At 65.5% G+C, this 26,634-nt stretch carries 24 protein-coding genes and 1 tRNA gene; 9 read left to right on the top strand and 16 right to left on the bottom strand.

Annotation, left to right across the window (positions count from 1 at the left end; genetic code table 11):
- The 3 genes from K369_RS01315 to K369_RS01305 are packed head-to-tail and all read left to right on the top strand — an operon-like array spanning position 1 to position 4,335.
- Positions 1–912 (top strand): amino acid--[acyl-carrier-protein] ligase, encoded by a 912-nt coding sequence (locus K369_RS01315; protein WP_036286647.1) that lies wholly within the window; start codon positions 1–3, stop codon positions 910–912.
- Positions 872–1,888 (top strand): DUF1839 family protein, encoded by a 1,017-nt coding sequence (locus tag K369_RS01310; protein WP_036286644.1) that lies wholly within the window; start codon positions 872–874, stop codon positions 1,886–1,888. Before K369_RS01315 ends, K369_RS01310 begins: the two co-directional genes overlap by 41 nt.
- Positions 1,885–4,335, top strand: coding sequence for a glycoside hydrolase family 2 protein (locus K369_RS01305; RefSeq protein WP_051948681.1), 2,451 nt, complete (start codon positions 1,885–1,887; stop codon positions 4,333–4,335). Before K369_RS01310 ends, K369_RS01305 begins: the two co-directional genes overlap by 4 nt.
- Here K369_RS01305 and K369_RS01300 read toward each other — a convergent pair.
- The 9 genes from K369_RS01300 to K369_RS01260 all read right to left on the bottom strand — a co-directional run bounded on the left by K369_RS01300 (position 4,332) and on the right by K369_RS01260 (position 14,435).
- Positions 4,332–5,012, bottom strand: coding sequence for a sensor histidine kinase (locus K369_RS01300; protein ID WP_036286638.1), 681 nt, complete (start codon positions 5,010–5,012; stop codon positions 4,332–4,334). The genes K369_RS01305 and K369_RS01300 overlap by 4 nt on opposite strands.
- Before the next feature lie 95 nt (positions 5,013–5,107).
- Entirely contained in the window at positions 5,108–6,550 is a 1,443-nt protein-coding gene (locus tag K369_RS01295) for an amino acid permease (RefSeq protein ID WP_036286636.1), read from the bottom strand.
- Positions 6,551–6,613: 63 nt separating this feature from the next.
- Complete coding sequence (locus K369_RS01290; RefSeq protein ID WP_036286633.1) at positions 6,614–7,405, bottom strand: energy transducer TonB; 792 nt, start codon at positions 7,403–7,405, stop codon at positions 6,614–6,616.
- Positions 7,402–7,848: a TonB system transport protein ExbD gene (gene exbD / locus K369_RS01285; protein WP_036286631.1), complete on the bottom strand. Its 447-nt coding sequence runs from the start codon at positions 7,846–7,848 to the stop codon at positions 7,402–7,404. Before exbD ends, K369_RS01290 begins: the two co-directional genes overlap by 4 nt.
- 5 nt (positions 7,849–7,853) lie before the next feature.
- Positions 7,854–8,648, bottom strand: coding sequence for a tonB-system energizer ExbB (exbB, locus tag K369_RS01280; RefSeq protein WP_064032330.1), 795 nt, complete (start codon positions 8,646–8,648; stop codon positions 7,854–7,856).
- A complete protein-coding gene (locus K369_RS01275; protein WP_036286629.1) occupies positions 8,645–9,328 on the bottom strand; it encodes a Fe2+-dependent dioxygenase in 684 nt (227 codons plus the stop codon). Before K369_RS01275 ends, exbB begins: the two co-directional genes overlap by 4 nt.
- A 10-nt stretch (positions 9,329–9,338) precedes the next feature.
- Positions 9,339–10,022, bottom strand: coding sequence for a Fe2+-dependent dioxygenase (locus K369_RS01270; protein ID WP_036286627.1), 684 nt, complete (start codon positions 10,020–10,022; stop codon positions 9,339–9,341).
- A 95-nt stretch (positions 10,023–10,117) separates the two neighbouring features.
- Positions 10,118–12,622 carry a TonB-dependent siderophore receptor gene (locus K369_RS01265; protein ID WP_036286625.1) on the bottom strand — a complete coding sequence of 835 codons (2,505 nt, stop codon included), beginning with the start codon at positions 12,620–12,622 and terminating at the stop codon, positions 10,118–10,120.
- 313 nt (positions 12,623–12,935) lie between these two features.
- Entirely contained in the window at positions 12,936–14,435 is a 1,500-nt protein-coding gene (locus K369_RS01260) for a S10 family peptidase (protein ID WP_036287494.1), read from the bottom strand.
- Positions 14,436–14,582: 147 nt separating this feature from the next.
- Here K369_RS01260 and K369_RS01255 point away from each other — a divergent pair, with 147 nt between their 5' ends.
- Positions 14,583–14,783: a CsbD family protein gene (locus K369_RS01255; protein WP_024879662.1), complete on the top strand. Its 201-nt coding sequence runs from the start codon at positions 14,583–14,585 to the stop codon at positions 14,781–14,783.
- Between the two features lie 73 nt (positions 14,784–14,856).
- Here the strand turns inward: K369_RS01255 and K369_RS01250 are convergent, their stop codons facing one another.
- Genes K369_RS01250 through K369_RS01240 form a run of 3 tightly spaced genes read right to left on the bottom strand, consistent with a single transcriptional unit; the run spans position 14,857 to position 16,534 of the window.
- Complete coding sequence (locus tag K369_RS01250) at positions 14,857–15,909, bottom strand: MaoC family dehydratase (protein ID WP_036286622.1); 1,053 nt, start codon at positions 15,907–15,909, stop codon at positions 14,857–14,859.
- A gap of 3 nt (positions 15,910–15,912) precedes the next feature.
- Positions 15,913–16,242 carry a DUF167 family protein gene (locus tag K369_RS01245; RefSeq protein ID WP_036286621.1) on the bottom strand — a complete coding sequence of 110 codons (330 nt, stop codon included), beginning with the start codon at positions 16,240–16,242 and terminating at the stop codon, positions 15,913–15,915.
- Position 16,243: 1 nt separating this feature from the next.
- Complete coding sequence (locus K369_RS01240) at positions 16,244–16,534, bottom strand: YggT family protein (RefSeq protein WP_036286620.1); 291 nt, start codon at positions 16,532–16,534, stop codon at positions 16,244–16,246.
- Between the two features lie 237 nt (positions 16,535–16,771).
- Here K369_RS01240 and K369_RS01235 point away from each other — a divergent pair.
- Positions 16,772–16,847: transfer RNA gene (locus tag K369_RS01235), tRNA-Ala, on the top strand.
- A 45-nt stretch (positions 16,848–16,892) separates the two neighbouring features.
- Here the strand turns inward: K369_RS01235 and K369_RS01230 are convergent.
- Positions 16,893–17,132 carry a hypothetical protein gene (locus tag K369_RS01230; protein WP_018265882.1) on the bottom strand — a complete coding sequence of 80 codons (240 nt, stop codon included), beginning with the start codon at positions 17,130–17,132 and terminating at the stop codon, positions 16,893–16,895.
- 348 nt (positions 17,133–17,480) lie between these two features.
- On the opposite strand from K369_RS01230, the gene K369_RS24345 reads away from it, so the two are divergent.
- Together K369_RS24345 and K369_RS01220 are read left to right on the top strand one after the other, a co-directional pair.
- Complete coding sequence (locus tag K369_RS24345; RefSeq protein ID WP_051948677.1) at positions 17,481–18,176, top strand: hypothetical protein; 696 nt, start codon at positions 17,481–17,483, stop codon at positions 18,174–18,176.
- 105 nt (positions 18,177–18,281) lie between these two features.
- Positions 18,282–18,560 carry a hypothetical protein gene (locus K369_RS01220; protein ID WP_024879645.1) on the top strand — a complete coding sequence of 93 codons (279 nt, stop codon included), beginning with the start codon at positions 18,282–18,284 and terminating at the stop codon, positions 18,558–18,560.
- A gap of 19 nt (positions 18,561–18,579) precedes the next feature.
- Here the strand turns inward: K369_RS01220 and K369_RS01215 are convergent, their stop codons facing one another.
- Both K369_RS01215 and K369_RS01210 read right to left on the bottom strand, forming a co-directional pair.
- The gene (locus tag K369_RS01215; protein ID WP_036286619.1) at positions 18,580–19,443 is read right to left on the bottom strand and encodes a polyphosphate kinase 2 family protein; all 864 of its coding nucleotides are present in this window, start codon (positions 19,441–19,443) and stop codon (positions 18,580–18,582) included.
- 13 nt (positions 19,444–19,456) lie between these two features.
- Positions 19,457–22,198 carry a plasma-membrane proton-efflux P-type ATPase gene (locus tag K369_RS01210; RefSeq protein ID WP_245278049.1) on the bottom strand — a complete coding sequence of 914 codons (2,742 nt, stop codon included), beginning with the start codon at positions 22,196–22,198 and terminating at the stop codon, positions 19,457–19,459.
- An 83-nt stretch (positions 22,199–22,281) separates the two neighbouring features.
- Here K369_RS01210 and K369_RS01205 point away from each other — a divergent pair, with 83 nt between their 5' ends.
- Both K369_RS01205 and K369_RS01200 read left to right on the top strand, forming a co-directional pair.
- Complete coding sequence (locus K369_RS01205) at positions 22,282–24,183, top strand: glycosyltransferase (RefSeq protein ID WP_036286603.1); 1,902 nt, start codon at positions 22,282–22,284, stop codon at positions 24,181–24,183.
- Between the two features lie 9 nt (positions 24,184–24,192).
- Positions 24,193–25,440 carry a glycosyltransferase family 1 protein gene (locus K369_RS01200; RefSeq protein WP_036286601.1) on the top strand — a complete coding sequence of 416 codons (1,248 nt, stop codon included), beginning with the start codon at positions 24,193–24,195 and terminating at the stop codon, positions 25,438–25,440.
- 147 nt (positions 25,441–25,587) lie between these two features.
- Here K369_RS01200 and K369_RS01195 read toward each other — a convergent pair whose 3' ends face one another.
- Positions 25,588–26,436 (bottom strand): outer membrane protein, encoded by an 849-nt coding sequence (locus K369_RS01195; RefSeq protein ID WP_036287484.1) that lies wholly within the window; start codon positions 26,434–26,436, stop codon positions 25,588–25,590.
- Positions 26,437–26,634 lie beyond the last annotated feature (198 nt).

The following is a 26,634-nucleotide window of genomic DNA, read 5'->3' as shown; positions in this document are numbered from 1 at the left end:
ATGTGCCAGGCCTGCGACAGCTTTCTCGATCGCCTCTTCGCCAAGGGCGTTCTGCATGAGACCGGCGTCGACGGACTCTATGGCCGCGGTCAGGCCTTCGAGGCGGTCATAGAGGGAATGGATCGGCTGATCACGCGCCTCGCGGCGAATGATCGCGCCGAGATCATCCGCTTTCCCCCCGGCATGAATCGCGCGCTCTTCGAGAAGAGCGGCTATATGAAGAACTTCCCGCAGCTCGCCGGCACGGTGCACAGCTTCGCCGGAAGCGAGAAGGACCATCTCGCCCTTCTCGACAATCTTCACAACGGCGGCGACTGGACCGGCGGACAAGGCGCGACCGACATCGTGCTGACGCCCGCCGCCTGCTATCCGCTCTATCCGATCGTCGCACGCCGCGGCCCGCTCGCGGCCGAAGGCGGCCTCTTCGACATTCAATCCTATTGCTTCCGTCACGAGCCGTCGAAGGACCCGGCGCGCATGCAGATGTTCCGCATGCGCGAGTTCGTTCGCATCGGCTTGCCGGAGCAGGCCGCGAGCTTCCGCGAATCCTGGCTGGAGCGCGCCCGCGGCTTCGCCGAGACGCTCGAGCTGCCGCATCATATCGATGTGGCGAATGATCCGTTCTTCGGCCGGGCCGGACGGATGATGGCCTCGAGCCAGCGCGAGCAGGCGCTGAAATTCGAGCTGCTCGTGCCGATCGAGAGCACGGAAAATCCGACCGCGTGCCAGAGCTTCAACTATCATCAGGATCACTTCGGCGCGCTGTGGGACATCAAGACCGCCGCCGGCGAGACGGCGCATACCGCTTGCGTCGGCTTCGGCATGGAGCGCCTCGCGCTCGCCTTGTTCAAACATCACGGGATCGACACCAATGGCTGGCCGACCTCAGTCCGCGCTGCTCTCTCTCTCTGACACGGAGCTTTCGCCGCCGAAGCCGGCGAAGCCGCATTTCCGTCACGCTCTGCATCATGCAGAGCGCGATTGGCCGCAGACCAATTGCTATGTCGATCTCTTGATCGAGCTCGTCGCCATGCGCGGCTTCGAGCCGGAGGCCATGCTCGGCTTCACGCTGGCGCAGGATTTCGAAGAAGATCAGCTCACCTTCTTCAAGCCACGCCTCGCCGATCTCGAGCGTCTCTACGGCCTGCGCGTCGAGGAGCTGGCGCTCTACGATCGGCTGGACGATCACATCGCTCGTCAGACCGCGCGCGGCCGTGTGGTGATGGTGGAGGTGGACGGCTATCATCTGCCGGACACGCGCGGCGTCACCTATCGTATCGATCACTCCAAGACGACGATCGGCGTCACGGAAATCGATCTCTCCGCGCGGCGGATCGACTATTTCCACAATGACGGCTATTTCGCGCTCGATGGCGAGGATTTCGACGCGATCTTCGGCCGCGCCGGCGAGGCGCGCGATCTCGCCGCTCTGTTTCCTTACGCCGAATTCGTGCGCTTCGACCGCGAGCGCACGCATGCGGATTTGCGCGGAACAGCGGAAGAGCTGGCGCGCGAGCATTTCGCGCGCCGCCCGAGCGACAATCCGATCCGCGCCTTCGCCGCGCGTTTCCCTGCGCTGTGGAATGTGCTGGAAGCGCGCCCGCCGTGCTTCTTCCACAGCCTCGCCTTCAACACGTTCCGCCAGCTCGGCGCCAATTTCGAGCTGCTCGGCAGCCATCTCGACTGGCTGCGGCCGGATGGCGATCTCGCCGCCGAGGCGGAGGCCTGCCGACGCATTTCGGCCGGCGCCAAGGCGATGCAGTTCCAGGCGGCGCGCGCCTCTGCGCGCAAGCGCGTCTATGATCCGCGCGAGACGCTCGACGAGCTCGCCGGCGTCTATGACGGCTTGTTCGGAGGTCTCTCGGCGAAGCTGCGCCGAGACCGATGATGCGCGCGCGCGTCGAAGGAGAAAAGCGCCAGCGCCTCGACGCCGGTTGGACTTTCACGATCGACGAGGCCGGCGAATGGACGGAGCCATCCGCCATTCCCAGCGCCGCCTCCTGGCGCGCGGCGCGCGTTCCCGGCACGCTGGCGCAGGCGCTGATCACGGAAGGCGCGCGCTTCGACGAGTTGCCGCCGCTCGACGCCATCGACGTCTGGTACAAGACCTCCTTCGTCAATTCCGCGCCGGCGGAGCTGCGCCTGCACGGCCTCGCCACGCTCGCGGACGTCTATCTCGACGGAAGGCTCGCGCTGCGCTCGGACAACATGTTCCACGCGCATGCAATAGAGGTCGCGACGCAAGGCGCGCATGATCTTCATATTCGCTTCCGCTCCGTCGAGCGCGAGATCGCGACGAAGAGCGGCCGCGCGCGCTGGCGGCCGCGCATGATAACGCCGGCCGGCCTGCGCCATATACGCACGACAGCGCTCGGCCGCCTTCCCGGCTTCGCGCCGCCGACGCCGCCCGTCGGTCCCTGGCGCGAGATCGAGCTGATCGAGCATGGCGCGCTGCGCCTGCGCAATGTGGATATGCGCGCCAGCGTCCACGATGGACGCGCCAATCTGCGCGTGGCCCTCGAAATTTCCGGCCTCATCGATGCTCCCGCGCGGCTCGTCTGCGGCGGAGCGGAAGCGCCCTTCACGCGCGTCGCCGACGATCACATCATCGCAGAGCTGTCGCCGCCCGACGCGCGGCTGTGGACGCCGCATACGCATGGCGAGCCGCATCTCTATGATGTCGCGGCGACGATCGGCGCGCGTCGCATCGATCTCGGCCGCGCCGGCTTTCGCGAGATTCGCGTCGATCGCGGCGCGGATGGCGCCGGCTTCGCGCTGCGCGTGAACGACATGCCGCTGTTCTGCCGCGGCGCCTGCTGGACGACGGCGAACGCCGTTTCGCTCGCCGGCGGCCGAGAGGATCGCGCGCCGCTGCTGCGCTCGATGCGCGACGCCGGCATGAATATGGTGCGCGTCCCCGGCGTCACGCTCTATGAGAGCGATGATTTCTACGCGCTCTGCGACGAGCTCGGACTCTTGGTGTGGCAGGATTTCGCCTTCGCCAATTTCGACTATCCGTTTCAGGACGCCGCCTTCCGCGCCAGCGTCGAGCGCGAGGCGACGGAATTTCTGGCGCGCACGCGATCCTCGCCTTCGCTCGCCGTGCTCTGCGGCGGCAGCGAGGTCTATCAGCAAGCGTCCATGCTCGGCCTCGCCGAGGCCAAATGGCGCTCGCCTTTCTTCGACGAGACTCTGCCACAGCTCATCGAGGCGCAGCGTCCCGACGCCATCTACGTCGAGAATTCGCCCTCGGGCGGCCCCCTTCCCTTTCATGCCGATGTCGGCGTCTCGCATTACTATGGCGTCGGCGCCTATCGCCGCGGCCTGGACGATGCGCGCCGCGCCAATGTGCGTTTCGCGTCCGAATGTCTCGGCTTCGCCAATATCGCGGATGACGCCGCGCTGCGCCGCGACTTCGGCGACGACCCGCTCGCGTCGCCTCTCTTCGCCGAACGCATCGCGCGCGACATGGGCGCGACGCAAACTTTCGGCGACGTCACCGAACATTACATGCGCCTGCTCTATGGCTGCGACCCGGCGACGTTGCGCGAGAGCGATCCGCAGCTCTATCTCGAGATAGCGCGCGCCGCAGTTGCCGAGACGATGGAAGCGACGATCGGCGAATGGCGACGCGGCGGCTCCACGACTCATGGCGCCATCGTCTGGTTTCTAAAGGATCTGTGGCCCGGGGCCGGCTGGGGCGTTCTCGATGCGCATGGCGAGCCGAAATCCGCCTATCACGCTTTGGCGCGCGCCTTTCGTCCGCTGTCGCTCATGCTCACCGACGAAGGCGTCAACGGGCTCTTCGCGCATCTGCGCAATGACGGACCGCAACGCATCGAGGGCGAGATTTCGCTGGCCTGCTATCGCGACGGCCATGTGCCGGTGATGAGAGCGAGCCGCAGCGTCGCCGTCGAGCCGCATGGCGTCGCGACATTGCGCGATGCGGAATTCTGGGGCGGGTTTTTCGATACGGCGCTCGCCTATAATTTCGGGCCGCCGTCACATGATTTGACCGTCGCGCGCTTCATCGGCGCGAATGGCCTCGAGCGCGAGGCCTTCCATTTTCCGCTCGGCCGCAGCGCGGCGAAAGCGCAGCTCGGCTTAACCGCGGAGATAGAGGAGGACGACAGCGGATTCGTTCTCGCTCTTTCGACGACGATCGCCGCGCAATCCGTTTCGATCGAGGATGAGCGCTTTCTTCCCGGCGAAAGCTGGCTGCATCTCGCGCCCGGCGCGACGCGGCGCATTCGCCTTGTTCCCCGATCGGCCGACGCCGGGCGCCCCAAGGGAATCGCGCGAGCGCTGAACGGGGAGACGATCGCCTACGGCTAGCCCACATGCTCGGGGAATTCGAGCCGCACCAGCGCGCCTTGCGGCAGACGCTCGAAGAACGCCTCTCCCTTGAGCTGGCGCGCTAGGCCCCGCATCAGCTGAAGCCCGTCGCCACGCACGACATTCGCCACATCGAAGCCGCAGCCATTGTCGGCGATGGTCAGCTCGAGCCTGTCGCCGATGCGACGCAAGCGCGCATGCACCTCGCCATGCGCGCCGCCGGGAAAGGCGTGCTTCATCGCATTGGTGACGGCCTCGACATAGACGAGGCCGACACATTGGGCGCGGCGATAATCGAGAAAAATATCGTCGTCTGCGAGCGTCTCTCCGACGATGCGATCGTCGAAAGCTTTGCGGCGGGCCTCGGAAAGCGCCCAGAGATAGGAGGACATGCAGATCTCGGCGTCATCGTCCTCGTCCAGCGCATTATGCAGCTCGACGGCGCTGCGCAGCCGCATGGCGCAATTGCTGCACCCCTCGGGCTTCTCGAGCCGCCGCGACTGCGCCGAGATCAATGTCGCCAAAGCCTGCAGATCATTGCGGACGCGATGACGAAGCTCGCGATAACGCTCCTTATAGGCATGAAGCTCGGCATGAACGCTCGCGAGCTCGGCCTCGAGCTCGGCGATTTTGTTCTTGCCCCCGACTGCCGAGGATACGCCAGCGACTTCGCTCATTCAGCCCGATCCCTCCGAGCGACGCGCCGGAGACGACAGCCGGTCGCACGGACCTGTTTTCTATTTATCTGAAGCGCGCATTCCCGATTTTCAAGCTACACGTCGGCCGATTGTGCGCCGGCGGCGCCCGCGCGCGCGAGCTTGCTGCGCTTATGGCCGTAGGAGAAATAGAAAATCAGCCCCAGAGCCATCCAAATGGCGAAACGCTCCCAGGCCGCGGCGGGCAGCTTGGAGAGCAGCCAAAGGGAAAAGCCGACGCCGACGAGCGGAACATAAGGCACCAGCGGCGTGCGAAAGCTGCGCGGCGCATCCGGCCGCGTGCGCCGCATGACGATGACGGACAGGCAGATGACGACGAAGGCCGAGAGCGTTCCGATATTGACGAGCTCGGCGACCTCGCGGATCGGATAAAGCCCGGCGACGATCGCCGTCAGCGCGCCGATGACGAGCGTCGGGCGATGCGGCGTATGGAAGCGCGGATGCGCGTGCGAGAACCAGGCCGGCAGCAGACCGTCGCGGCTCATGGCGAAGCAGATGCGCGCGCAGCCGAGCAGAAACGCCAGCATGACGCTGATGATGCCGGCGACCGCGGCGACCGAGACGACGAAGGTCGCCCATGGCAAGCCGACGGCGGTGAAGGCCGCTGCCACCGGCGCCGGATTGTTCAGCGTGTCGTAGCGCACCATTCCGGTGAGCACGAGCGACACCGCCACATAGAGCGTGAGCGCGACGGCGAGCGAGAGCAGCACGGCGCGGGGCAGCTGGCGTTGCGGGTCCTTCGCCTCCTCGGCCGCCGTCGTCAGCGTGTCATAGCCGAAGACGGCGAAGAACACGACCGCCGCGCCCTCGACGACGCCGCCGAAGCCATAGGGCATGAAGGGCGTCCAATTCTCGAGGCGCACATGCGGCAGGCCGGCCGCCACCACGAGCAGAACCGCAGCGGTCTTGACCACCACCATGACGGCGTTGAAGCGCGCGCCCCATTCGATGCGCAGCACCAGCACGCCGGCGACGAAGAGCGCGCCCAATATCGCCGCGAGATCGACGACCCTGCCCTCGCCGGTTCCGGCCGCGCCAGAGGCCCAGACGGGCAGAGCGAGGCCGAGCTGGCCGAGCAGCGCTTGCAGATAGCCGGACCAGCCGATGGAGACCACGGCGACGACGAGCGCATATTCGAGCAGCAGATCCCAGCCGATGATCCAGGCCGCGAGCTCGCCGAGCACGGCATAGGCGTAAGTATAGGCGCTGCCCGCCGCCGGAATCATTCCGGCGAATTCGGCGTAGCAGAGCGCCGCCGCCGCGCTGGCGACGCCGGCGATGAGGAAGGACAGCGAGACCGCAGGCCCGGCCTGCGTCGCCGCCACCACGCCGGTCAGCACGAATATGCCGACGCCGATCAGCCCGCCGAGGCCGATGCTGGTGAGCTGCCACAGGCCCAGCACGCGGCGCAGCTCGCTCGGCCTGCCGGACTCCGCCGCGAGCGTCTCCAGCGGCTTCACGCGTAAGAGGTCATGCAGGGAAAAACGTCTCTCGGTCATGCCGTCCCTTCGGTTGGAGTCTCTGCCGAAGTCTAGCATGTCCGCCGAAGCGGCGGATCGCCGTCAGTGCTTATCCGCCGCGCGAAACTGAACCGGCACCTCGAAGGTGAGCCCCTCATCCGCCACGGCGGGCGGCGGCGGCGGCACCGGATCGGCGCGCTTCATCATGGCGAGGGCGGCGTCGTCGAAAACGCGATCGCCGGCGGAGCGCCTGACGCTGGCGCTCACCACATGGCCGAGCCGATCGAGCGTGAAGGCGACGGCGACCTCGCCGGCGCGCCGCCCCGCCCCGCTCGGATAGCGCTTGGCGCGGTTGATATGCGCCATCAGCGCCTTCTGCCAGGTGAGCTTGGCCGCACGCGCGACCTTATCGGCGCCTTGGACGGGAGCGACGGCGCGCGGCGCCTCGGCGAGCGCATCGGTCTTGGGCGGCGCGGCCGCCTCGGACGCCGCCGACTCCGCGGAGATCACCGGCGTCGCCTGACGCTTGGTCGGATCCTCGACCGGCTTCTCATGCTTTTCGGCGGTCGTGTATTCGGCGTCCTCGGCCTCGACGCGCGAGATTTTGGGATCGTCGTTTTCCTTGGTCTGCGATGCGGCGACGGCCGGCGCTGCGGCGGCGGCTTCATCGGCCTGCGGGCCGGGGGGAGCGTCGGGCGAATCCTCGACATGGGGCGCGGCGGGCGCGAGGCCGATCTCGATCGCCGGGGCGCCGCTGGCGTCGTCGTCCGTCTCGATCTCGAAGACGACGAAAATAGCGGCGAGCGCCAGAAGATGCGCGGCCAGCGCGGCCAGCGCCGCGCCGGTCCAGATGCGATTGTTTCGGCCCGTGTCGAGATCGGCGGCGATGCTCATTTCGCAGCTCCGCCCGTCGCGGCCCCGCCGGCGTCGAGCGCGACGAGAGAGATCTTGGCGTAGCCGCCGGAGCGCAAGCGCTCGAGAATGGCCATCATCTCGCCATAGGGCACGGCCGTGTCGGCGCGCAGGAAGACGCGCTTGTCCTTGTCGCCGCCGGCGAGCGAATCCAGCGAGGCGATGAGATCATTGCGCTTCACCGGCGTCTCGCCCAGAGCGAGCGCCAGATCGGCCTGAATGGTGAGATAGATCGGCTTGTCGGGCTTTGTGTGCGTCGCCGCGCTCGCGGCCGGCAGATCGACGGGAAGATCGACAGTGGCGAGCGGAGCCGCCACCATGAAGATGATCAGCAGCACGAGCATCACGTCGATGAAGGGCGTGACATTGATCTCGTGAGTCTCTTCGAGCGCGCCGCGCGGCGATCCTCCGATATTGCCGGCCATGACGATTACTCCGCAGCGCGCAGAGCGGCGGGCGCCTGCTGGACGCCGCGATCGAGATCGCGCGAGACGATGCGCAGCAGCTCGCCGGAGAGATTGGAGACGAGTTCGAGATAGGCGCTCGTCTGGCGCGCGAGATGATTATAGATCAGCACGGCGGGAATGGCGGCGATGAGGCCGATGGCGGTGGCGAGCAGCGCCTCGGCGATGCCCGGCGCGACGACGGCGAGATTGGTCGTCTGCGCTTTCGATATGCCGATGAAGCTGTTCATAATGCCCCACACCGTGCCGAACAGGCCGATGAACGGGCCGGTGGAGCCGACCGAAGCGAGCAGCCCCGTGCCGCGACGAATGGAAAGGCTCTCGGCGCGCTCGATCTCGGCGAAGCTCGAAGCGACGCGCTCCTTCAATCCGCCGGCGGAGGAGAGATCGGAAGAGAGGCGGAACTCGCGCAGCGCCTCGGCGATCAGAGCGCTCGCCAGAGGATCGTCGCCGCCGAGCGCGAGACGCGCTTCCGCGAGGCCGCGCGCCTCCTGCAGACGCTCGATCGAGCTGCGAATGCGCGCGCGCGCGCGCCGCAATTCGATCGTCTTGGCGATGAGCACAGTCCATGTGCCGATGGAGGCGCTGACGAGGCCCAGCATGACGATCTTCACGACGATGTCGGCATTGAGGAACATGCTCGACACAGAAAGATCATGCGGACGATTGATGATGTCCGCGCGCCCTTCGGCCAGACAGAGAGATGTCGAGAGGAGGAGAGACGAGGCCGCAATCGCTAGCGTCTGATATGACCGTTTCATGCTTCCGCCCATATGCGAATGAGATTGTGATAGACGCCTGTCAGCTTGACGCAGGCCGGATCGCCCGCGCCGAGCCGTTCCGTGAGACCTTGAATCGTCTGGTCCAAATCAAAAAGCAACGAACGTACCACGTTGTCGCGAATCATGCTTTGAAGCCAGAAGAACGATGCGACGCGTTCGCCGCGCGTCACTTCTCGCACGAGATGCAGGCTGGTCGATGGATAGAGCACCAGATGACCGGCGGGCAGCTTCACTTCCTGCGCGCCATAATGGTCCTCGATGACGAGCTCGCCGCCGTCGTATTCATCGGGATCGGCGAGAAAAAGCGTGACGGAGAGATCGGTGCGAATGCGCACCGAAGTGCGCGGCACGCCGCGAATGGCGTTGTCGACATGCAGTCCGAAATCATGCCCCGCGCCATAGCGATTGAACAGCGGCGGGAAAATCCGCAGCGGCAGAGCGGCGGAGACGAACGTCGGACAGGCTGCGAGCGCATCGAGCACGAGATCGCCCAATTCGCGGGCGATGGCGCCGTCTTGCGGCAGCTGCAGATTATTCTTCACCAGGCTCGATTGCGAACCTGCGGTCGTGCGGCCGTCTTCCCACATGGTCTGCGACATCACGTCGCGAAAATAGGCGACCTGCCGCGCATCGAGCACATCGGGTATGCAGATCAGCATGACGCGACCCTCATACCTCGCTCCAATGGCGTATGAGATTGTGATAGACGCCGCCGAGCTTCATCACATCCTCGTCGTCTCCGCCGAGGCGTGGCGCGAGCTGCTGGATCGCCGTGTCGAGATCATAGATCACGTCACGCACGCTCTCCTGGCGGATCATGCTCTGCGCCCAGAAGAATGACGCGACGCGCTCGCCGCGCGTGACTGGCGACACCATATGCAGATCGCTCGCCGGATAGACAGCGAGCGCGCCGGCCGGAAGCTTCACCTGATGAGAGTCGTAGGCGTCGTCGACGACGAGCTCGCCGCCGTCATACTCCTCGGGCTCGGACAGAAAGACAGTGACCGCGAGATCGGCGCGAATGCGCAAGCCGGTCAGCGGATCGCCGCGCACGGCATTGTCCACATGCACGCCGAAGCGATGGCCGACGCGATAGCGATTGAACATGGGCGGATAGATGCGCAGCGGAATCGCCGCGGCGACAAAGCCCGGATGCGAGACGATCGCCTGCAAAAGGCGCTCGCCGAGGCGCCGCGACAATTCGCCATTGGGCGGCAGCTGCTCATTGCTCTTCACCGAGGGCGGCTGGGCGCCGGCGGTGGAAGCGCCGTCCTCCCATTCCGCCGCGTCCATGACGCTGCGGAATTGAGCGACCGTCTCCTTGCTCAGAACGTCCGGCACGCAGATCAGCATTTCCGCACATTCCATTTTTTGCGACGCAATGAAAAGGCGCCGGCTCCTTGTTTGAAACTTTTCCAAGGGAGCCGGCGCCTGCGACGATATGTCTTTTAGAATTTGGCGCGCGCCTCGAACAGCACGGTGCGGCCCGGCGCCACCTGGGTGAAGGGCGTCGCCGTCTGATAGAAGGCGTCGTAATAGGTGCGGTCGAAGAGATTCATGACCGAGACCTTGAGCGTGATATTCTCCGTGACCTTGCCCTCGAGGAAGGCGTCGAAGCGCCAATAAGAGGGCAGCACGGTCGGCACATTCACGAAGGGATTGGCCGCCGTCGGCGCCGGCCAACCCGTCGTGCCGTTCACCGCCGTCGCGCCATTGGCGATGATATTGTTGCCGCCATAGATCTTCGAGCGATAGACCGCCTGCCCGCCGAACTCGAGCCGATCCGCCTCGAGGCCGAAAAAGTCGCCGAACTGATATTTGCTCAGCAGGCTGAAGGATTCATGCGCGATATTGGCGAGCGGCAGGCCGACATTGGTCTTGATCTGCGACTGCTCGACCTTCGACTCCATGATGACGACGCCGCCGGTCACGCTCCATTTGTCGGTGATATTGCCGGCGATCTCTATGTCCGCGCCTTGCACATAATATTCGGCGTTGCCCGTCGTCACCGAACCGTTCACCTCGCGCGCGCCGGTCACATCGGTGCGGAACAGCGCCGCCGTGGCGAGCAGATGGCGATCGAAAAGCTCCCATTTCACGCCGATTTCCTTGGCGTAATTGCGCTGCGGCGGGAAGATCTGCACGGCGGTGGTGAGGCCGCCATAATTCGCCGCGCCGCCGTCGAGCTCGGCGCCGACAGGATTGGCCGAGGTCGCATAGGCCGCATAAAGGCTCACCTCCGGCAGAGGCTTCAGCACGAGGCCGAAATTATAGTTCACCAGCGCCGAGTGATTGGCCGCGAAGGTCGTATAGGCCTCGTTGCGGTTGGTGATCGTGTAATCGTCGAAGCGCACGCCGGCGTTGGCGATGACGATGTCCTCGTAATTCGCCGTCTCGATCAGATATCCCGCCTTGGTGTCCACAGCGACGCGCGTCACATTCTGATTGCGCGTCGGCGTGTTGAGGAACGGCAGAGAATTGCACGGCAGATAGAGATTGCACACGAGCGCGCCGCCGACAGCGCCTCCGTTCAGCTCAGACGAGAGATTGGTGTAATTGGTTCGCGTCAGCCCTTCCCGGCTATATTCGGCGCCGAGCACGACCTCATGCTTCACCGGGCCGGTGGCGAATTTGTAATTTATATCGGTCTGGCTCGCGAGCGTATTGGTCACTTGATAGCGGCTCTGCGCGCCTATGTTCACCGTGCCGGCGGCCCAGTTCGCGCTCTGCGTCAGCGTGCCGATGTAATCGACCGTCGAGCGGCTCTGGCGCAGCCGGCTGGTGATCGTCAGATCGTCGCTGACGCGATATTCGCCGGTGAAGGTGCCGAAGTCCTGGCGATATTTCTGAAAGTCACGATTGAGCAGCCCATACCAGGTGTTGCGCGAAGTGACGCCTTCCGCGTAAGGCCGATTGGTGGTGCGGTTGTAGGGAATGCCGAAGTCCGGCAGGCCGCTCTGGTAGGAATGCGTGTAATTGGCCGTCAGAGTGAAATTCTCGATCGGCTTGAAAACGACAGAGCCCGAAACGCCGTCGCGATCATCGACGACGTAATTGCGTCCCGCGACATTGGCGTCCTGGAACAGGCCGTTCACGCGCACGGCGAGAATCGGGCTGATCGCCTTGTTGACGTCGATCTGCACGCGCTTGGAGTTGTCCGACGGACCGCCGGTGAACTTCATATCGTAGAAGTCCTGCTCCTTGGCCGTCTTGGTGACAATATTCAACGCGCCTCCGGCGGTGCCCCGGCCGGCGAAGCTGGAGCCGGGACCGCGCAGGATTTCCACCTGCTCCGTGTAGAAATTCTCGCGCAAGCTGACGCCCGGATCGCGCACGCCGTCGACGAATATGTCGTTGCGGGCGTCGAAGCCGCGGATGAAGAAGCGATCGCCGAAGGCGTTGCCGCCCTCGCCCGAGCCGAGCGTGACGCCGGCCGTGCTGCGCGCGATTTCCTTCAGCGTGAAGGCGTTCTTGTCTTCGAGCACTTCCTTGGTGAGCACGGTCACGGTGCGCGGCGTGTTCAGCAGCGGCTGGGTGAATTTGTTGGACGATAGGCGATCCGCCTTATAGGGCGCCTTGGGATCGGCATAGGGATTGGCGTCGGCCGGCGCGGAGCCGCCCCCTGCCCCCGCCTGCGCGCTCTGGGCGCCTTGCGCCCCGGCTTGCGGAGCGGCGGGCTGCGTCGAGGGAGCGCGCGTCGCACGGCGCGGCTTGGCGGCCTGATGGGCGGCGGGCGCCGCATGAACAACCGGCTTGGGCTTCTCCTTCGGCGCGTCGACACGGACCGCCGGCAGAGGCTGTGACGCCTCCTGCGCTGTCGCGACTCCGACGCCCGCCGCAAGCAGCGCCGCCGCCCCCAGTACTTTCACGGACGGGCCGTCGATGCGCGCGACCGATGCGGATGAGCCGCGCCGAAGGCTGCGCAGTGAAAACGGCGCTTTGATGTTGTTCATTCTGTCCTGCCCCCGTGGAATCATATCCGGCAAAGCCGGTAAGGTCTTCCACTATGAGTATTTTCAGCTAGGGGCAGGGTCAATCGAAGGATACGCAGACTGGAAATGTTGCAAGAACGCTATTCTTGGAATGCTTACAACAAAGGCGTCTGTCTCCTTTCGAACATTGTCTGAAAGCAGCTGATTGGAATATTTCCATTTTGGAATTGGGTGAGCTTATCTCGCTCGTCTCGCGTCGATTGCGCGCGCGGCGAGCCTATTGTCGCGCGCGCGGGCGGCGACGCTGGCGCCGCCCTTCCCGCTCGGAAAACGCTTATTTTCCTTCGATCGTCTTGCGCGCCTCGTCGCGCAGCAGACGGCGGGAATCGTCGCGGATATAGGACATATGTCCGCCGGGCACGGTCACGAGCCGCACGCGGGTCGGCTCGCCGAAGGCGGGCAGCTGATCGAGGATCAGCTTGCTCGCATAATAAGGCGTCACCAGATCGGCGAGCCCATGGGCGACGAGCACCTTCAGACGCGCGTCGAGAGCGAGCTCGTCGCGCAATGTCGAGACCGCCTCCGCATTGGCGCGGCCGCCGCGGCCGAAGTCCCAGTCGCGCGCGACCTTGTGGTTGAGAATCTCATAACGCGCATCGCCGATCGGCCATTGCAATTTCTCGATCGTGACCCGCGTCATGGCGGCGCCGAGCGGCGCGGCGAGCGCGTCGAGCACAGGATCGGACCAATCGCTCTCGCGCGAGAAAGGCCGCGGATCGAAGCCCGTCACCGCGCCGTCATAGGCGCTGGAGACGAGATGCGAGGCGCGCAGACGATCGCGCAGAAAGGTCTTCAGCGCAACGCGGCCGCCCTCCTCCGTAACGATGCGGGATTCGAGCCCGGTGAAGCGCGCGACATTGGCGTCGAGACGCTCCAGAGCCTCCTTGTCGCGCGGGCCTTTGAGCAGATCGACGAGAAATTCGCCGGAGGCGTAGGCCTCCACATCGGCGAGCTCGGCGCGCTGCTTGGCGTCGCGCGCCACCGCCGCATAGGACGGCAGGCGGCCCGCCAGCGACAGAAGATTGCGCGGGCTGTCCAGCCAGGCGAAATCCAGCGCCGGCGAGATCAGCACCAGACCTTCGACGCCTATGCTCTCGCGCTCGCGCAGCGCATGGGCGAGCTCGACGGCGCGAAAACCGCCATAGCTCTCGCCGACCAGAAACTTCGGCGAAGCGATGCGCCGATGCGTCGCCAGCCATTTGCGCACCACGACCGCGAGCGACTCGGCGTCGCCCTGCGCGGAGAGGAAATGCTTTCGCGTCTCCTCATTGTCGGTGAGGAATTTGCTGTAGCCGGTGCCCGGCGGATCGATGAAGACGAGATCGACGAAAGGCAGCCAGCTCTCCGCATTGTCCACGACGACGGGCGGCGCGGAGGGCGACAGCGGCCCCGCGCCCAGCGACAGGCGCCAGGGCGAGATGCCGCCGAGCCCGAGCCAGGCGGAAGCCGCGCCCGGCCCGCCATTGAAGACGAAGGCGATAGGCCGGGCCAGCGCATCGACGTCGGAGCGTTCATAGGAGACGAAGGCCACATCGACGCGCGGCGCGCCGCTCTGAGCGTCGCGCAGCCGCACCGCGCCAGCGCGGGAGAGGAAGGCCAGCTTCTCTCCGCGAATCGACATGGAATGAGTGGTCGTGACCTCGGTCGGAAGGCCTTGCGATGGGTCAGCCGCCTCCTCGCTCTCCTTTTTCTGCGCCGCGGGCGGCGCGGCGAGGCTCGAGGAGCCGGCGAGACACAGCGCCAGCGCGAGCGCAATCCAGGCTTTGGAAATCATGACACGACCTTTCATTCCACGATGTGAGAACAGATAGCGCCGCGCTCGAGCGCGGCGAAGGGCGATGGAACCATCTCCATCGGCAAGAATTGTCATCCGATCCTGCGGCGCTCGCAAATAGACGCGCCCCAGCAGAGGAGAAAAAAGATGGAGTGGAACCAGATCCAAGGCAATTGGAAGCAGGCCACGGGCAAGATCAAAGAGAAATGGGGCGACTTGACCGATGACGATCTGACCAGAATCCAGGGCAAGCGCGACCAATTCGAAGGCGAATTGCAGAAACGCTACGGGAAAAGCAAGGAAGCCGTTCAAAAAGACGTGGATGAATGGCTGAAGACGCTCCACTGAGCAACACCTCTCCACTGCGCTCCCAGGGGAGAGACAAAGCGGCGGTCGGTTCTCCGGCCGCCGCCCCTTTTCGTCAGCGCGGCAGAACCGCCCAATAGTCGAGGTCGAGCAGCACGTCCGGATGCGGCTTGCCCTCGGCCGTCGTCAGCGGGAAATCCGCCGGCGGGTGGTCCTTGGTGGCGACGAGCCGCAGGCGCAACGCGCCAATATCCGAGCGGCCTGGAATCTCGGCCTTGTCCAGCACTTCCGACCAAGCGAAGACGGTGCCGCCGGCGAACAGCGGATTGACATGGCGCCCGCCATTCACCGCCGCGATGTGAAAGGCGTTCTCGAGACCGTTGAAAGAGAGCGCGCGGGCGAGCGAGATCACATGCCCGCCATAGATGATGCGCTTGCCGAAACGGCCCTGCGCCTCGTAATATTGGTTGAAATGGACCTTGGAATTGTTCTGGTAGAGGCGCGTGGCGATCTGATGCTCGGCCTCCTCCACGGTCATTCCGTCGATATGGTCGATCTTCTCGCCCACTTCATAATCGCCCCAGAAATAGGGCGAGCCGGCCAAATCCTTGTCATAGGCGGCGACGTTTATCGCCGGCACGGCCTTGCCGAGATCGGCGGGGGCGACGGATTTCGGCAGCGTCGGCACGACCTCCGGCCCGACGGGGGCGTCCTTGTCGCGCTTCTTCACCATCACCCAGCGGGCGTAGTCGAGCACCGTCTCGCCGCGCTGATTCTTGCCGGTGGAACGCACATAGACGACGCCGGTCTCCTTATTGGAGTTCTCCTTGAGGCCGATGACCTCGGAGCTCGCCGTCAGCGTGTCGCCCGGATAGACGGGCGCGAGAAATTTGAAATCCGCATAGCCGAGATTGGCGATGGCGTTCAGCGAGACGTCCGGCACGGTCTTGCCGAGCACGAAATGGAAGACGAGAATATCGTCGATCGGCGCTTCCCTATAGCCGATCGCCTGGGCGAAGGCCGCCGAGGATTGGACGGCGAAGCGCGGCAGATAGAGCGCCGTGTAGAGCGCGACGTCGCCCGCCGTCACCGTGCGCGGCGCGGCGTGGCGGATCACCTGACCCAGCGAGAAATCCTCGAAAAAATTTCCGACCTTCGACTTGCTCATGCCTCAACCATTTCTTGTCGCGCCGGTCTTCTCCAGCGCTGCGAGGAGCCGTGCGGGATCGCCCGCGATGAAGAGCTTTTTCAGCCGCGCCGTGTGGCCGGAGGCGATCGACACGGTTCTGCGCGGCGCGCCGATCGTCTCGGCGACAAGTTCGACCAGCGCGTCATTGGCGCGCCCATCCTCGGGCGCCGCCCGCACCCTGGCCTTGAGCACCGCCCGGCCGTCGGCGAGACGCTCGACGCCTTCCACGGCGTCGCGACCGCCCTTGGGCGTCAGCCGAACCCAGAGAACGACTCCGTCGCCCTCCGCGCTCCAGGCCGCGGCCTGTGTCATGTCAGCCTAGGCCGCCGAGCTGGCCGGCGACGAGATTGCGCAGGAATTGCAGCGCGAGCAGCAGGATGATGGGCGAGATGTCCATTCCGCCCAGGCTCGGCAGCACGCTGCGAATCGGCCGCAGCACCGGCTCGGTCAGCGCGTTCAGCGCGTTCCACAGCGAGTAGACGACACGCGATCTGGTGTTCACCACATCGAAGGCGATGAGCCAGGACATGACCGCCATTGCAATGACGACCCACCAATAGAGATCGATGATCGTGAAGATGAGATTGGCTACGGCATATTGCATCGTTGCGCTTCCAACGGTCGAATTCGTGAGAATTCTCTATCCTTCCTGCTCCGCCGCCGCAATCCCCGAGCGCCTCTGGCGCGGCCATGACGCGCTCGGCCTCGCGGTCCCGAGCCCGCCCCGAGCGGGAAAGCTCCGGCTCGGCCGTCGGGCGCAGGCATTTCGGACGGGGGAACGATTTCGACGCGGAGCGGATTGACAGCCGGATAGGCGCCGAAGTATCCAGCGCCTCGGAACGGGGCTGTAGCTCAGATGGGAGAGCGCTGCAATCGCACTGCAGAGGTCCGGGGTTCGATTCCCCGCAGCTCCACCAGGCCGAATTCGGCCGCCCGCTCACCTCTTCCCACGACCTCGATCGTCATGCCCGAGAGGTCGGGACGCGCTCGTCGAAGCGGCGACGTGGGAAAGCCGCCCTGAACAGCATTATGACGAGATTGAGCAGGACGAGCCCGACGAGCAGCGTCAGCGCCCAATCGCCTATGCTCGCGGTGGCGGGCGTCTGCAGCACCGAGTTGAGCGCGGTTTCACCCTTCGCCCATACGCAGCTCACCGCCTCGCAGAATGTCATCGACGCCAGCGGCTGTTCGCAGGACTCCATGATACGGCTCCCGATTTTGCATATATCGCACTGCAATTAGCGGCGCTGCGGACGACTTCAATCCCACATTTGGTTGCGCTGCGGCGTGGACGTCTGGGCGGCGCCGCGCCCACGAAGTGATTCGCACGAAAAAGTAGAGATATGCCGCGCCGCATCTATCGTCGCGTGCGGTAGAGTAACAAATTTGTCACCGCGCGGGCATTTTCGCTCGACATCGGCTAAGTATTCGCCCACTCTACCCGTGTTCGGAATTTCCGTTCATCCTGGGAAAACTCGGAGCCGGCCGACCGATTCGGACGAACAATCGTCCGACGGAAGTCGTTTCGCCCCTATCGACGCCGGAGACCCATGCGCCGCATCGTCCGCCCTTTCGTCAAGGAATTCAAATCTCGCTCCGCCAAGGCGGCGGCGGGTCGCCTCGGCCCGCTCGACGAGGCGACGCCCGATCCCAAGCCCGCATTTCTCGATCTTTCGACCTTCGCGCCGCGAGTCGTGGAACGCGAGGTTCATCACGACGACAGCTATGAAGCCGCGATGAAGGCGGCCGATCTCGTCTTCGGCAAGAAGGCCGAGCCCGTGACGACGGAAGCCACGCCCGGCGCGACGACGACGACCGGCCGCGTGCTTCCCAGCCTCATAGAGATCGTCGCGCCGCAGCCAGAGCCGGAGGAGCCGGTTCGCCGCGGTCCCGGCCGTCCGCGCGGCGTGAAGAAAGCCGTCGAGCCGAAGATCGAGGCCGAGATCGAAGCTGCGACGCCAGCGCCGGCGCGCGCGCGCCCCGGCCGTCCGCGCAAGACGGCGGAAGCGGCTCCGGCAGCGCCACGCCGCGCGCCCACGCCGGCGGCCATCGCCGTACAGCCGCGAGCGCCGATCGCCATGCCGGTCGCTGTGGAAAGGCCAATCCCCGTGGAAAGGCTTGCCGCCGTTGACAGCGAGCCGAAAGGCCGCCGCGTCCGCCGCCCCATTCAGCTGCGCTGGGTCCTCGACAAAGAGCTGCGCGCCGGCGAAAGGTGGAAGCGTCGCCTCCCCGAGGCCGCTCGCTGACCAGTTCCGAGCGCCGTCTTTCGGCAAGACGGCGCTAACCTTCGGCTACGCCATTCGCTCAAAATCCTTGCTCCTCGGGCCGATCGGCGTCATATACGGAGAGCGATGACGGACGCTCAAGAAACCACGCTGATCGAGGCCTTGAAGAAGGTCGATGCGCATGGCGACATCGCGCCGCCGCATGTGCAGGATCCCATGACCATGGCGCTGCGCCAACGCGCCATAGCGGCCGATCTCATGCGTTGGGACGATAGTCGCGGCCGCTATGTGCTCACCGGCACCGGCCGTAGCCGCATCAGCGCCCGCAATCGCGCGCCCGGCGCCGTGCTGCGCTTCCGCCGCCGCGACGAGAGCGACGGCGCCTCGCAGCGCAAGGCAGACTGAGGCGCGGCCGCCTCCGGCCCTACTTCCCCTTCCCGAAGGTTCCGTTTTTCACATCGGCCACGGCCGCGTGATATTTCTTCGTGATCTGCGCCAGATCGACGCGCGTCGGCGGCAGCTTCAGCCCCATCTCGTCCAGCGTGTCGACGACGATGCGCGAGATGACGAGATCGCGAAACCATTTGTGATTCGACGGAACCACGAACCAGGGCGCGTGCTTCGTGCTGGTGCGCGACAGCGCCTCCTCATAGGCCTCCACATATTGCGGCCAATATTCGCGCTCCGTGTAGTCGCTCTCGCTGATCTTCCAATTGCGCGCGGGATCGTCGAGCCTCTGCTTGAAGCGCGCGAGCTGCTCTTCCGGGCTGATGTGCAGATAGAACTTCAAAATCTTCACATTGCCGTCGCGCGTCAGCAGATGCTCGAACTCGTTGATCTCGTCATAGCGTTTCGACCAGACGTCCCGCGGAACGAGCTTGTGCACGCGCACGACGAGAACATCCTCGTAATGCGAGCGGTTGAAGATGACGACGCCGCCCTTGGACGGCGCATGGGCGTGGATGCGCCAGAGAAAATCATGCTCGTGCTCGATCGGCGTCGGCTGCTTGAAGCAGGCGACGGAGACACCCTGCGGATTCATGCCGGAGAACAAATGGCGGATGGTGCCGTCCTTGCCGGCGGCGTCCAGACCCTGCAGCACGATGAGCAGCGCCTGCGAGCCGTCGGCGTAGAGCAGATATTGCAGCTTGGCCATGCGCTCGACATGGTCCTTGATCTTGGGCAGCGCCTCCTCATGCGACTTTTGCTTGCCCGTGTCCGAGGGGTCGTAATCGGAGAGGCGGAGCTTTCCGCCCGGCTCGACCCCGTATTTCTCACGCCAATCCATCGGCTCTTTCCTCTCAATTGGACTTTTGGGCCGCCAGCACGAGCCCGCCGGCCAGCGGCCGCTCGACGGTGGCGACGCTCTTCTCCTGCCGTTTCATGCGATGGTCCACGACGCGCGCCACGATCTTGCGCACCAGGCCGAGGACGAACATGAAGGCGATGCAATAGGCCCAGACGATGCCGATGAGCCGCAGCGAGATCGGCGGCACGAGCCAGCCGAAATAGCACATGGCGGCGGCGAGAATCTGCGTCGCTACGATCGCGAAGAGAAGCTTCCACGCCGGAAAAGGCGGCATGAAGAACCAGCGCCGCGTGCGCGCGACCAGCAGCAGCAGATGGCCGCCGACGACCAGCTGCAGGAACATCATCGTCTGCAATTGCTGCGGCGTGAACAGCTGCATGGCCTCTTTCAGCGGCTCATGCGCCAGAGCGCGAACGCCGATGAGCAGCAGCCCGAAGGATTCGATGACGCAGACGAGGCCGAGCATTGTCGCTATGGCGAGCAGCCGCGGCATGCGCCAGCGTATGGGCCGCGGCTCCACCGGCGTATTGTCATAGGCGATGGTCATGATCGGCGCGTCGTCGAGCAGCGACATGACGACGATCATCGCCGCGGTGAGCGGCGTGAAGCCGAGGAAAACGCTCGACAACACGACGACGAACATGATGTCGATCGTCAGCGCCACACGATAGGTGGTGTAGCTCTCTATGCGTCCGAAGATGCGCCGCGCCTCGTCTATGGCGCTGGAGATGACCGAGAGGCCGGGCGCAGTGAGAATCAGCGCCGCGGCGCCGCGGGCGGCGTCGGTGGCGCCGGAGACGGCGATTCCGCAATCGGCCTGCTTGAGCGCCGGCGCGTCATTGACGCCGTCGCCGGTCATGGCGACGAGATGGCCCCGCTGCTGCAAGGCCTTCACGATCGCATATTTATGCTCGGGAAACACGCGCGCGAAACCGTCCGCCCGCTCGATGGCGTCGACGACATCGACGGAGAGATGATTGGGATCGAGATCTTTCGGGAAGATATCGGCGGCCGCGACGATGTGATCGCCGAGGCCGAGCTGACGCGCCGTCTCTATGGCGATCGCCGTGTCGTCGCCCGTCACCATCTTCACCACCACGCCCTTGGCGCGCGCGGCGGCGATGGTCGCCTTGGAGTCGGCGCGCGGCGGATCGAACATGGGCAGCACGCCGAGCAGCCGGAAGCTCGCGCCATCGTCCTCCGAGCGCGCCACGGCCAGCGAGCGCGAGCCCTTCTCGGCGAGCTCGGCGACAATGCTCTTCACGCGCTGCGCCACGCTGGCGTCGGGATGGACGAGATCGACGATCGCCTGCGGCGCGCCTTTGGAGACGATGATCGATTTGCCTCGGCGATCCGTGACCATCGCCTGGGTGCGCTTGCTCACCGGATCGAAGGGCGTGAATTTGGTCATCGAATAGGCTTTGAGCGCATCCTTGTCCTTCAGCGCATCGATGCAAGCCGTGTCTATGGCGTCGCGATCCTCGAGCTTGGAGGCGAGCGCGGCGGCGAGAATGCAATCCTGCGCATCCTTGGAATCGAAGAGGATCGGCTCGCTCGAGGTCAGCTGATTCTTCGTGAGCGTGCCGGTCTTGTCGGAGCACAGAATATCGACGCCCGCCATCTCCTCTATCGCCGAGAGCTTGGAGACGATCGCCTTCTCCTTGGAGAGCGCGAGCGCGCCTAGCGCCATCGTCACCGAGAACACAGCCGGCATGGCCACAGGAATGGAGGCGACCATCAGCACCAGCACGAATTGCAGAATGGAGAGCGCGTCCGCCGTGCTCCAGTCGTCGGCGACGACGAGATCGCGAAAGACCTTCACCGCGACGAGAACCACCGCGAGCGCGACGGCGACGACGATGAGAAAATCGCCGATCTCGAACATGGCCTTTTGCGCATGGCTCACCGCGCCGGCGCCGGCGACGAGGCTCGCCGTGCGGCCGAAAAATGTGTTGCCGCCCGTCGCCGTGACGACGCCGATCATCTCGCCCTGCTTCACTATGCTGCCGGAATAGGCCACATCGCCGACCTTCTTGCCGACCGGTAGAGATTCGCCCGTCAGCGCGGCCTGATCGATCGAGGCGTAATCGCCGGCGACCAGCCGCAGATCGGTGGGAACGACCACGCCGAGCCTTATCTTCACAATGTCGCCGGGCGCCAGCTCGGCCGCGGGCTCGGCGCTCCAATCGCCATCGCGCAGCACCGTGGCCTCGGGAGCGAGGCCTTTCTTCAGCGCCGCCAATGCGTTGGAGGCTTTGCGGTCCTGCCAGAATTCGAGCCCGGCATTGAACAGCAGCAGAGCCAGAATAATGGCGAAATCATTCCAATGGCCGATCAGCGCGGAGACGATCGCCGCGGCCTCGATCATATAGGCCATGGGTCCGGCGAAATAGCCGAGGACCTTGCGCCACAAGGGAATGCGCTTCTCGGGGAGCGCATTGGGGCCATAGGCTTTCAGCCTTCGACGCGCCTCCTCCGGCGAAAGCCCGCGCTTCGGATCGACGCCGAGCCGCGTGAGAACCTCATCCAGCGGCATTTTCCCGTAATCCGCAGCCGCCAACGGAACATCTGCGGCATGCGTCGGGCGCGTCCTGGTCGTCAGCGACATGGCGTGTCTCTTGTTGGGATTGCCTCTCGAGGGCGCGCCCGCGACGACGAGCGCTCTGCTGACATAGAGCCGCGCGCGCTCGGAAATAGTCTCCCCTTCATGGTGAATCGCGCCGAGGCGCTCCATTCACCATGACATTGACAAGCCGGCGCCCCTCGCCCAAGAGGACGATCGCCGGCGGGGGCCGCAGATCGAGAATTGGATCGCATTTGACGAAGCAGGCAATCGCGCTCCTTCCGCAAAAGGACGTCGCCATTGAGGACGGCCGCTTCTTCTCGCTCTCGAAGGAGCCCTGGCTGCGCGTGGAGGGCGACTTCGGCGCGCGTCCTTTCGTCGAGATCGTCTTTCGCGCGAGCCTGCTCGACGATCCTGTGCGGCCGGTGCTGCGCTTCGTGACGAAAGATCGCGTCATCGATCGCATTCTCCCCGGCCCCGTGGCCGGCGCCGGCGTCTGGATCGGCGCGCTGCCCCGCGGCGCGCGCGCGATTCTCATCAGCCCCACCAACAGGCCGGGCGCTTTCGGCTTTGCGATCGAGAGCTTGCGGCCGGTCGGCCTCGTCGAGGCGCTCGCCCGGGTCTGGCGCCGCAAGCCCGCGAAGCTCTGGTCCTATTTCCTGCCCACGCTCTTCGGCTATCGCGCGGAGGCGGAGAGCGCGATCGATTGGGCGAGCAATTTCGAGCCGCTCGACGCGTTCGAGAATTGGCGCGCGCGCCGCGCCCGTCCCTTCGAGCCCGCGGGCCTGGACGCGCCGCGCGGCGCGCCGGGCGGCGCGCCGCGCTTCGCCATTCTCCTCTCCGGCGCTGAGGCGACCCCAGAGCAATGGGCGCGCACGCTCGCCTCTATCGAACGCCAATCCTATCCTTCGCCCGCACGCCTCGCGCGCAGCGAGGCCGAGCTGCTCCCACTTCTCGCGGAGGCGGATTTCGTCGCGCATCTGCGCGCGGGCGATGAATTGGCCGATCACGCCTTCGCCGCGCTCGCGGCGCGGATCGCGCGCGCTCCGCAGACGAAGCTGATCTACGCCGACGAGCTGCTGCGCACAGAGAGCGGGCTGCGGCCGCGCTTTGCGCCCGATTGGAGCCCGACGCTGGCGGCGGCGCGCCCCTATTTCGGCCGCTGCGCCTTCTACGCCGCCTCGACGCTCGCCTCAGAATCGATCGACGCGGCAATGCGCAAGGCGCCCTTCCGCCTCGCCCGCGAGGAGATCGCGCATCTGCGCCGCTGGCTGCTCACGCGCGACGAAGAATCGGAACCGCCGATCGTCACGCCGCCTGCACCCGCAGAGCCGGCGCCGAGCGTCTCCATCATATTGCTGACGCGCGACCGCGCCGATCTCCTCGCCCCTTGCGTCGAGAGCGTCTTGCGCCTCTCGACGCATCCGTCCTTCGAGCTCGTCATTGTCGACAATGGCAGCCTCGAGCCGGAGACCTTCGCCATTTTCGAAAAGGCGAAGAAAGACCCGCGCGTGCGCGTGCTGTCGCGCCCGGAGCCGTTCAATTTCGCACGCCTCAACAATGACGCCGTCCGCGCCTCGCGCGGCGAGGTCGTCCTCTTCCTCAACAATGACACGGTCGTCGTCAGCCCGGATTGGCTGGAGACGCTGGGGCGCCGGGCCATGGCGCCGCAGACGGGCGCCGTCGGCGCGCTGCTGCTCTATCCCGACGGCCGCATACAGCATGCGGGCGTCACCATAGGGCTCGGCCAGGACGCCGGCCATTTCGGCGCGCTGGTCGCGCCGGAGGCGCCCTCATGGCTCGGCCGCGCCGGCCTTCCGCATGAGTGCTCCGCCGTCACCGCCGCCTGCATGGCGTTGGAGCGCCGCAAATTCGACGTGGTCGGCGGTTTCGACGAGATCAATCTGCCGATCGAGTTCAACGACACCGATCTCTGCCTGCGTCTCGCCGACCGCGACTGGACGTCGCTCTATGAGCCGGCCGCGCGGCTGCTGCATTATGAATCGGCGTCCCGCGGCTCGGCCAGGTTTCGTCCGATGAGCGTCTATGCGAAGGAGCGCGACTATTTCCGCGACCGCTGGCGAGACGCCATTCGCGACGATCCCTATTATCATCCGGCTCTGTCGCTCTATTCGCGCCAACCGGCGCTCTGGTAGGAAAAGAAAATGACGCGCCCGATCGTCTATGACGCGACTCATCTCGTGTCCTGCGGACGAGCTGCGGGCGCGGCCGGCATCGGGCGTATCGATCTCTCTTACGCCCAGCATTTCGCGGCGCATCCGCGCCTGTCCTGCGGCGCGCATTACGGCGCACGCGGCCCGCATGCGCTCGCGCCGTCTCGCCTCTCCCGAATCGTCGCCGATGTCGCGCCCGCTGCACCAGACGATTCGGCGGAATGGACGCGGCTCCGCGGCTGGCTGCTCGGCGAGGAGCCTACGCCGATCGCCTCGGCCCCTGCGGCGCGCGACGCTCTCGGCCAATTTCTCTGGCGCGCGCCGCTGCGTCTCGCCAATGACGGACCGAGCCCGCTGCCGCCAAATGCGCTCTATTTGAACATTGCGCAGCACGCCTGCGAGTTTCCGCTGCTGTTTCGGTGGCTGGAGCGACGGCCGGACATGCGCGCCGTCTTCTTCCTGCACGATCTTCTGCCGCTCGATCGGCCGGAGCTCTTCCGCCGTGGCTATGAGGCGCTGTTTCGTAGGCGAATCGACACGATCCTGCGCCACGCCAATGCGCTGCTGACGACGAGCGAAGCCGTCGCCGAGCGTCTCGAGCGCGAGATCGTGCGCAAAGGCGCGCGCATTCCGATTCATGTCGAGCCGCCGCCGTCGACGCAGGGCGAGGCCATGGTCGCGCGGGACGAAGATCTGGCGCGCTGCGATTATTTCGTGCTCGTCTCGACGCTGGAGCCGCGCAAGAATCACCTGATGCTGCTCAATGTCTGGCGCGCGCTGGCCGCAGGCCCGCGGCCGGCGCCCAAGCTCGTCCTCGTCGGCGGACGCGGCTGGGAGAATGAGCAGACCATCGGCATGCTGAATCGCTGCGAGGCGATCCGCCCCAGCGTTCGCTGGAAGAGCGATCTCTCCGACGCCGCGCTGCGCCGTCTGCTTTCCAACGCCAATGCGCTGCTGATGCCGAGCTTCGCGGAAGGCTATGGCCTGCCGGTGGTCGAGGCGCTCTCGCTCGGAACGCCGGCCATCGTCTCCGACATTCCCGTGTTTCACGAGATCGCGCGGGAGCGCGCGCTGTTTCTGTCGCCCATAGACGGGCTCGGCTGGAAGCGCGCGATCGAGGATTTCTCCACGACGGATTCCCCCCGCCGTCTCGCCGCCATCGACGCCGCGCGCCGATTCGAGGCGCCGAATTGGACGCGCTATTTCGAGCGTGTGGAAGCTTTTCTCGACAGTCTCTGATCTTCGCGCCCGAGCCGCCGAGCCCCTCTCGCCAGCAGCCCGGTCGGCCCCATCGCGACCGCGATAGACCTCGAAAATGCAAAGAGCCCGGCGCAGCGGCCGGGCTCCTCGTTTCCATTCACTCGCCCCTATCGGGCGACCGCCAAATCAGTATTTGGCGACGACCGGAGCAGCGGCCGGGCTGAACAGGTTGAAGTGGTAGTTCACGCCGGCGCGAACGACATGGCCGTTGAAGCGAGCCGAGGTGGCGGTGGTGGCGACCGGAGCTGCGATGCCCGTGAAGCCGATCACGCCCGAGGTCGAGACAGTGCCGAGATCGTAATAGAGATATTCGACCTTGGCGCTCCACTTCGGCAGGAACAGCCACTCGACGCCGCCGCCGGCCGTCCAGCCCACGCGGGTGTCGGAGAAGGCGCTCGACGAGGTGCCGACGAGACCGCCGACAGCCTGGAAGACGCTGCTGCTCAGATTGGCCTGGCCATAGGCGAGACCGCCCGTGCCGTAGACGAGCAGCGAGGGGGTGACGAGATAGCCGAGACGGCCGCGGACGGTGCCGAGGTAGTCGATCGACTTCGAAGCGCTGATCGTCGAGGTCAGCGGGCCGAAAGCCGCGACCGAGGACACGCCGCTGTTGCTGCCGGCGACGCCCTGAATGTCGGCCTCGATGCCGGCGACGAAGACGTTAGAGAACTGATAGTTGTAGCCGATCTGGCCACCGCCGATGAAGCCGTCGACGCTGGTGCCGAGCACGCCCGAGCCGGCGATGCCGACGATCGGGTTGAAGGGAGCCAGCGAGCCGGAAGCCACCGTCACCGAGCTGCTCTCGTCCCAGGTGTAGCCAGCGTTCAAGCCGACGTAGAAGCCGGTCCACAGAGCCGGCGGCGGCGGGGGCGGCAGCAGGGGGGCAGCCTTCTTGGACGGCAGGTCGGCAGCCAACGCCGAGCCCGCGGAAACGGCCAGCGCGAGCGCGGAGGCGGCGAGCAAAGACTTTTTCATCATACGGCCCTCAGTTAGATTTATCGGTCTTCGATCCGCCGCCGCCGGAGCCCCCCAGGGCGCCCAACGATCGATCGCCGACCGCGACAACCGGCCACCAGAGGTGCGCCGTCTGTGGTGAATAGCTACGGATCATTACGATTGTCGTCAACAAAGGCGGGGCCGTTGGAGGGCCGATCGGCGGATTTTGTCCAAGCC

This window comes from Methylosinus sp. PW1, assembly GCF_000745215.1.
GTDB lineage: Bacteria > Pseudomonadota > Alphaproteobacteria > Rhizobiales > Beijerinckiaceae > Methylosinus.
This window is presented reverse-complemented; position numbering and strand designations above follow the sequence as displayed.

Excerpts from the sequence above, each read along its gene's own strand:
- K369_RS01315 (WP_036286647.1), top strand. The coding sequence starts at position 1 with ATGTGCCAGGCCTGCGACAGCTTTCTCGATCGCCTCTTCGCCAAGGGC.
- K369_RS01310 (WP_036286644.1), top strand. The coding sequence starts at position 872 with ATGGCTGGCCGACCTCAGTCCGCGCTGCTCTCTCTCTCTGACACGGAG.
- K369_RS01305 (WP_051948681.1), top strand. The coding sequence starts at position 1,885 with ATGATGCGCGCGCGCGTCGAAGGAGAAAAGCGCCAGCGCCTCGACGCC.
- K369_RS01300 (WP_036286638.1), bottom strand. The coding sequence starts at position 5,012 with ATGAGCGAAGTCGCTGGCGTATCCTCGGCAGTCGGGGGCAAGAACAAA.
- K369_RS01295 (WP_036286636.1), bottom strand. The coding sequence starts at position 6,550 with ATGACCGAGAGACGTTTTTCCCTGCATGACCTCTTACGCGTGAAGCCG.
- K369_RS01290 (WP_036286633.1), bottom strand. The coding sequence starts at position 7,405 with ATGAGCATCGCCGCCGATCTCGACACGGGCCGAAACAATCGCATCTGG.
- exbD (WP_036286631.1), bottom strand. The coding sequence starts at position 7,848 with ATGGCCGGCAATATCGGAGGATCGCCGCGCGGCGCGCTCGAAGAGACT.
- exbB (WP_064032330.1), bottom strand. The coding sequence starts at position 8,648 with ATGAAACGGTCATATCAGACGCTAGCGATTGCGGCCTCGTCTCTCCTC.
- K369_RS01275 (WP_036286629.1), bottom strand. The coding sequence starts at position 9,328 with ATGCTGATCTGCATACCCGATGTGCTCGATGCGCGGCAGGTCGCCTAT.
- K369_RS01270 (WP_036286627.1), bottom strand. The coding sequence starts at position 10,022 with ATGCTGATCTGCGTGCCGGACGTTCTGAGCAAGGAGACGGTCGCTCAA.
- K369_RS01265 (WP_036286625.1), bottom strand. The coding sequence starts at position 12,622 with ATGAACAACATCAAAGCGCCGTTTTCACTGCGCAGCCTTCGGCGCGGC.
- K369_RS01260 (WP_036287494.1), bottom strand. The coding sequence starts at position 14,435 with ATGATTTCCAAAGCCTGGATTGCGCTCGCGCTGGCGCTGTGTCTCGCC.
- K369_RS01255 (WP_024879662.1), top strand. The coding sequence starts at position 14,583 with ATGGAGTGGAACCAGATCCAAGGCAATTGGAAGCAGGCCACGGGCAAG.
- K369_RS01250 (WP_036286622.1), bottom strand. The coding sequence starts at position 15,909 with ATGAGCAAGTCGAAGGTCGGAAATTTTTTCGAGGATTTCTCGCTGGGT.
- K369_RS01245 (WP_036286621.1), bottom strand. The coding sequence starts at position 16,242 with ATGACACAGGCCGCGGCCTGGAGCGCGGAGGGCGACGGAGTCGTTCTC.
- K369_RS01240 (WP_036286620.1), bottom strand. The coding sequence starts at position 16,534 with ATGCAATATGCCGTAGCCAATCTCATCTTCACGATCATCGATCTCTAT.
- K369_RS01230 (WP_018265882.1), bottom strand. The coding sequence starts at position 17,132 with ATGGAGTCCTGCGAACAGCCGCTGGCGTCGATGACATTCTGCGAGGCG.
- K369_RS24345 (WP_051948677.1), top strand. The coding sequence starts at position 17,481 with ATGCGCCGCATCGTCCGCCCTTTCGTCAAGGAATTCAAATCTCGCTCC.
- K369_RS01220 (WP_024879645.1), top strand. The coding sequence starts at position 18,282 with ATGACGGACGCTCAAGAAACCACGCTGATCGAGGCCTTGAAGAAGGTC.
- K369_RS01215 (WP_036286619.1), bottom strand. The coding sequence starts at position 19,443 with ATGGATTGGCGTGAGAAATACGGGGTCGAGCCGGGCGGAAAGCTCCGC.
- K369_RS01210 (WP_245278049.1), bottom strand. The coding sequence starts at position 22,198 with ATGGAGCGCCTCGGCGCGATTCACCATGAAGGGGAGACTATTTCCGAG.
- K369_RS01200 (WP_036286601.1), top strand. The coding sequence starts at position 24,193 with ATGACGCGCCCGATCGTCTATGACGCGACTCATCTCGTGTCCTGCGGA.
- K369_RS01195 (WP_036287484.1), bottom strand. The coding sequence starts at position 26,436 with ATGAAAAAGTCTTTGCTCGCCGCCTCCGCGCTCGCGCTGGCCGTTTCC.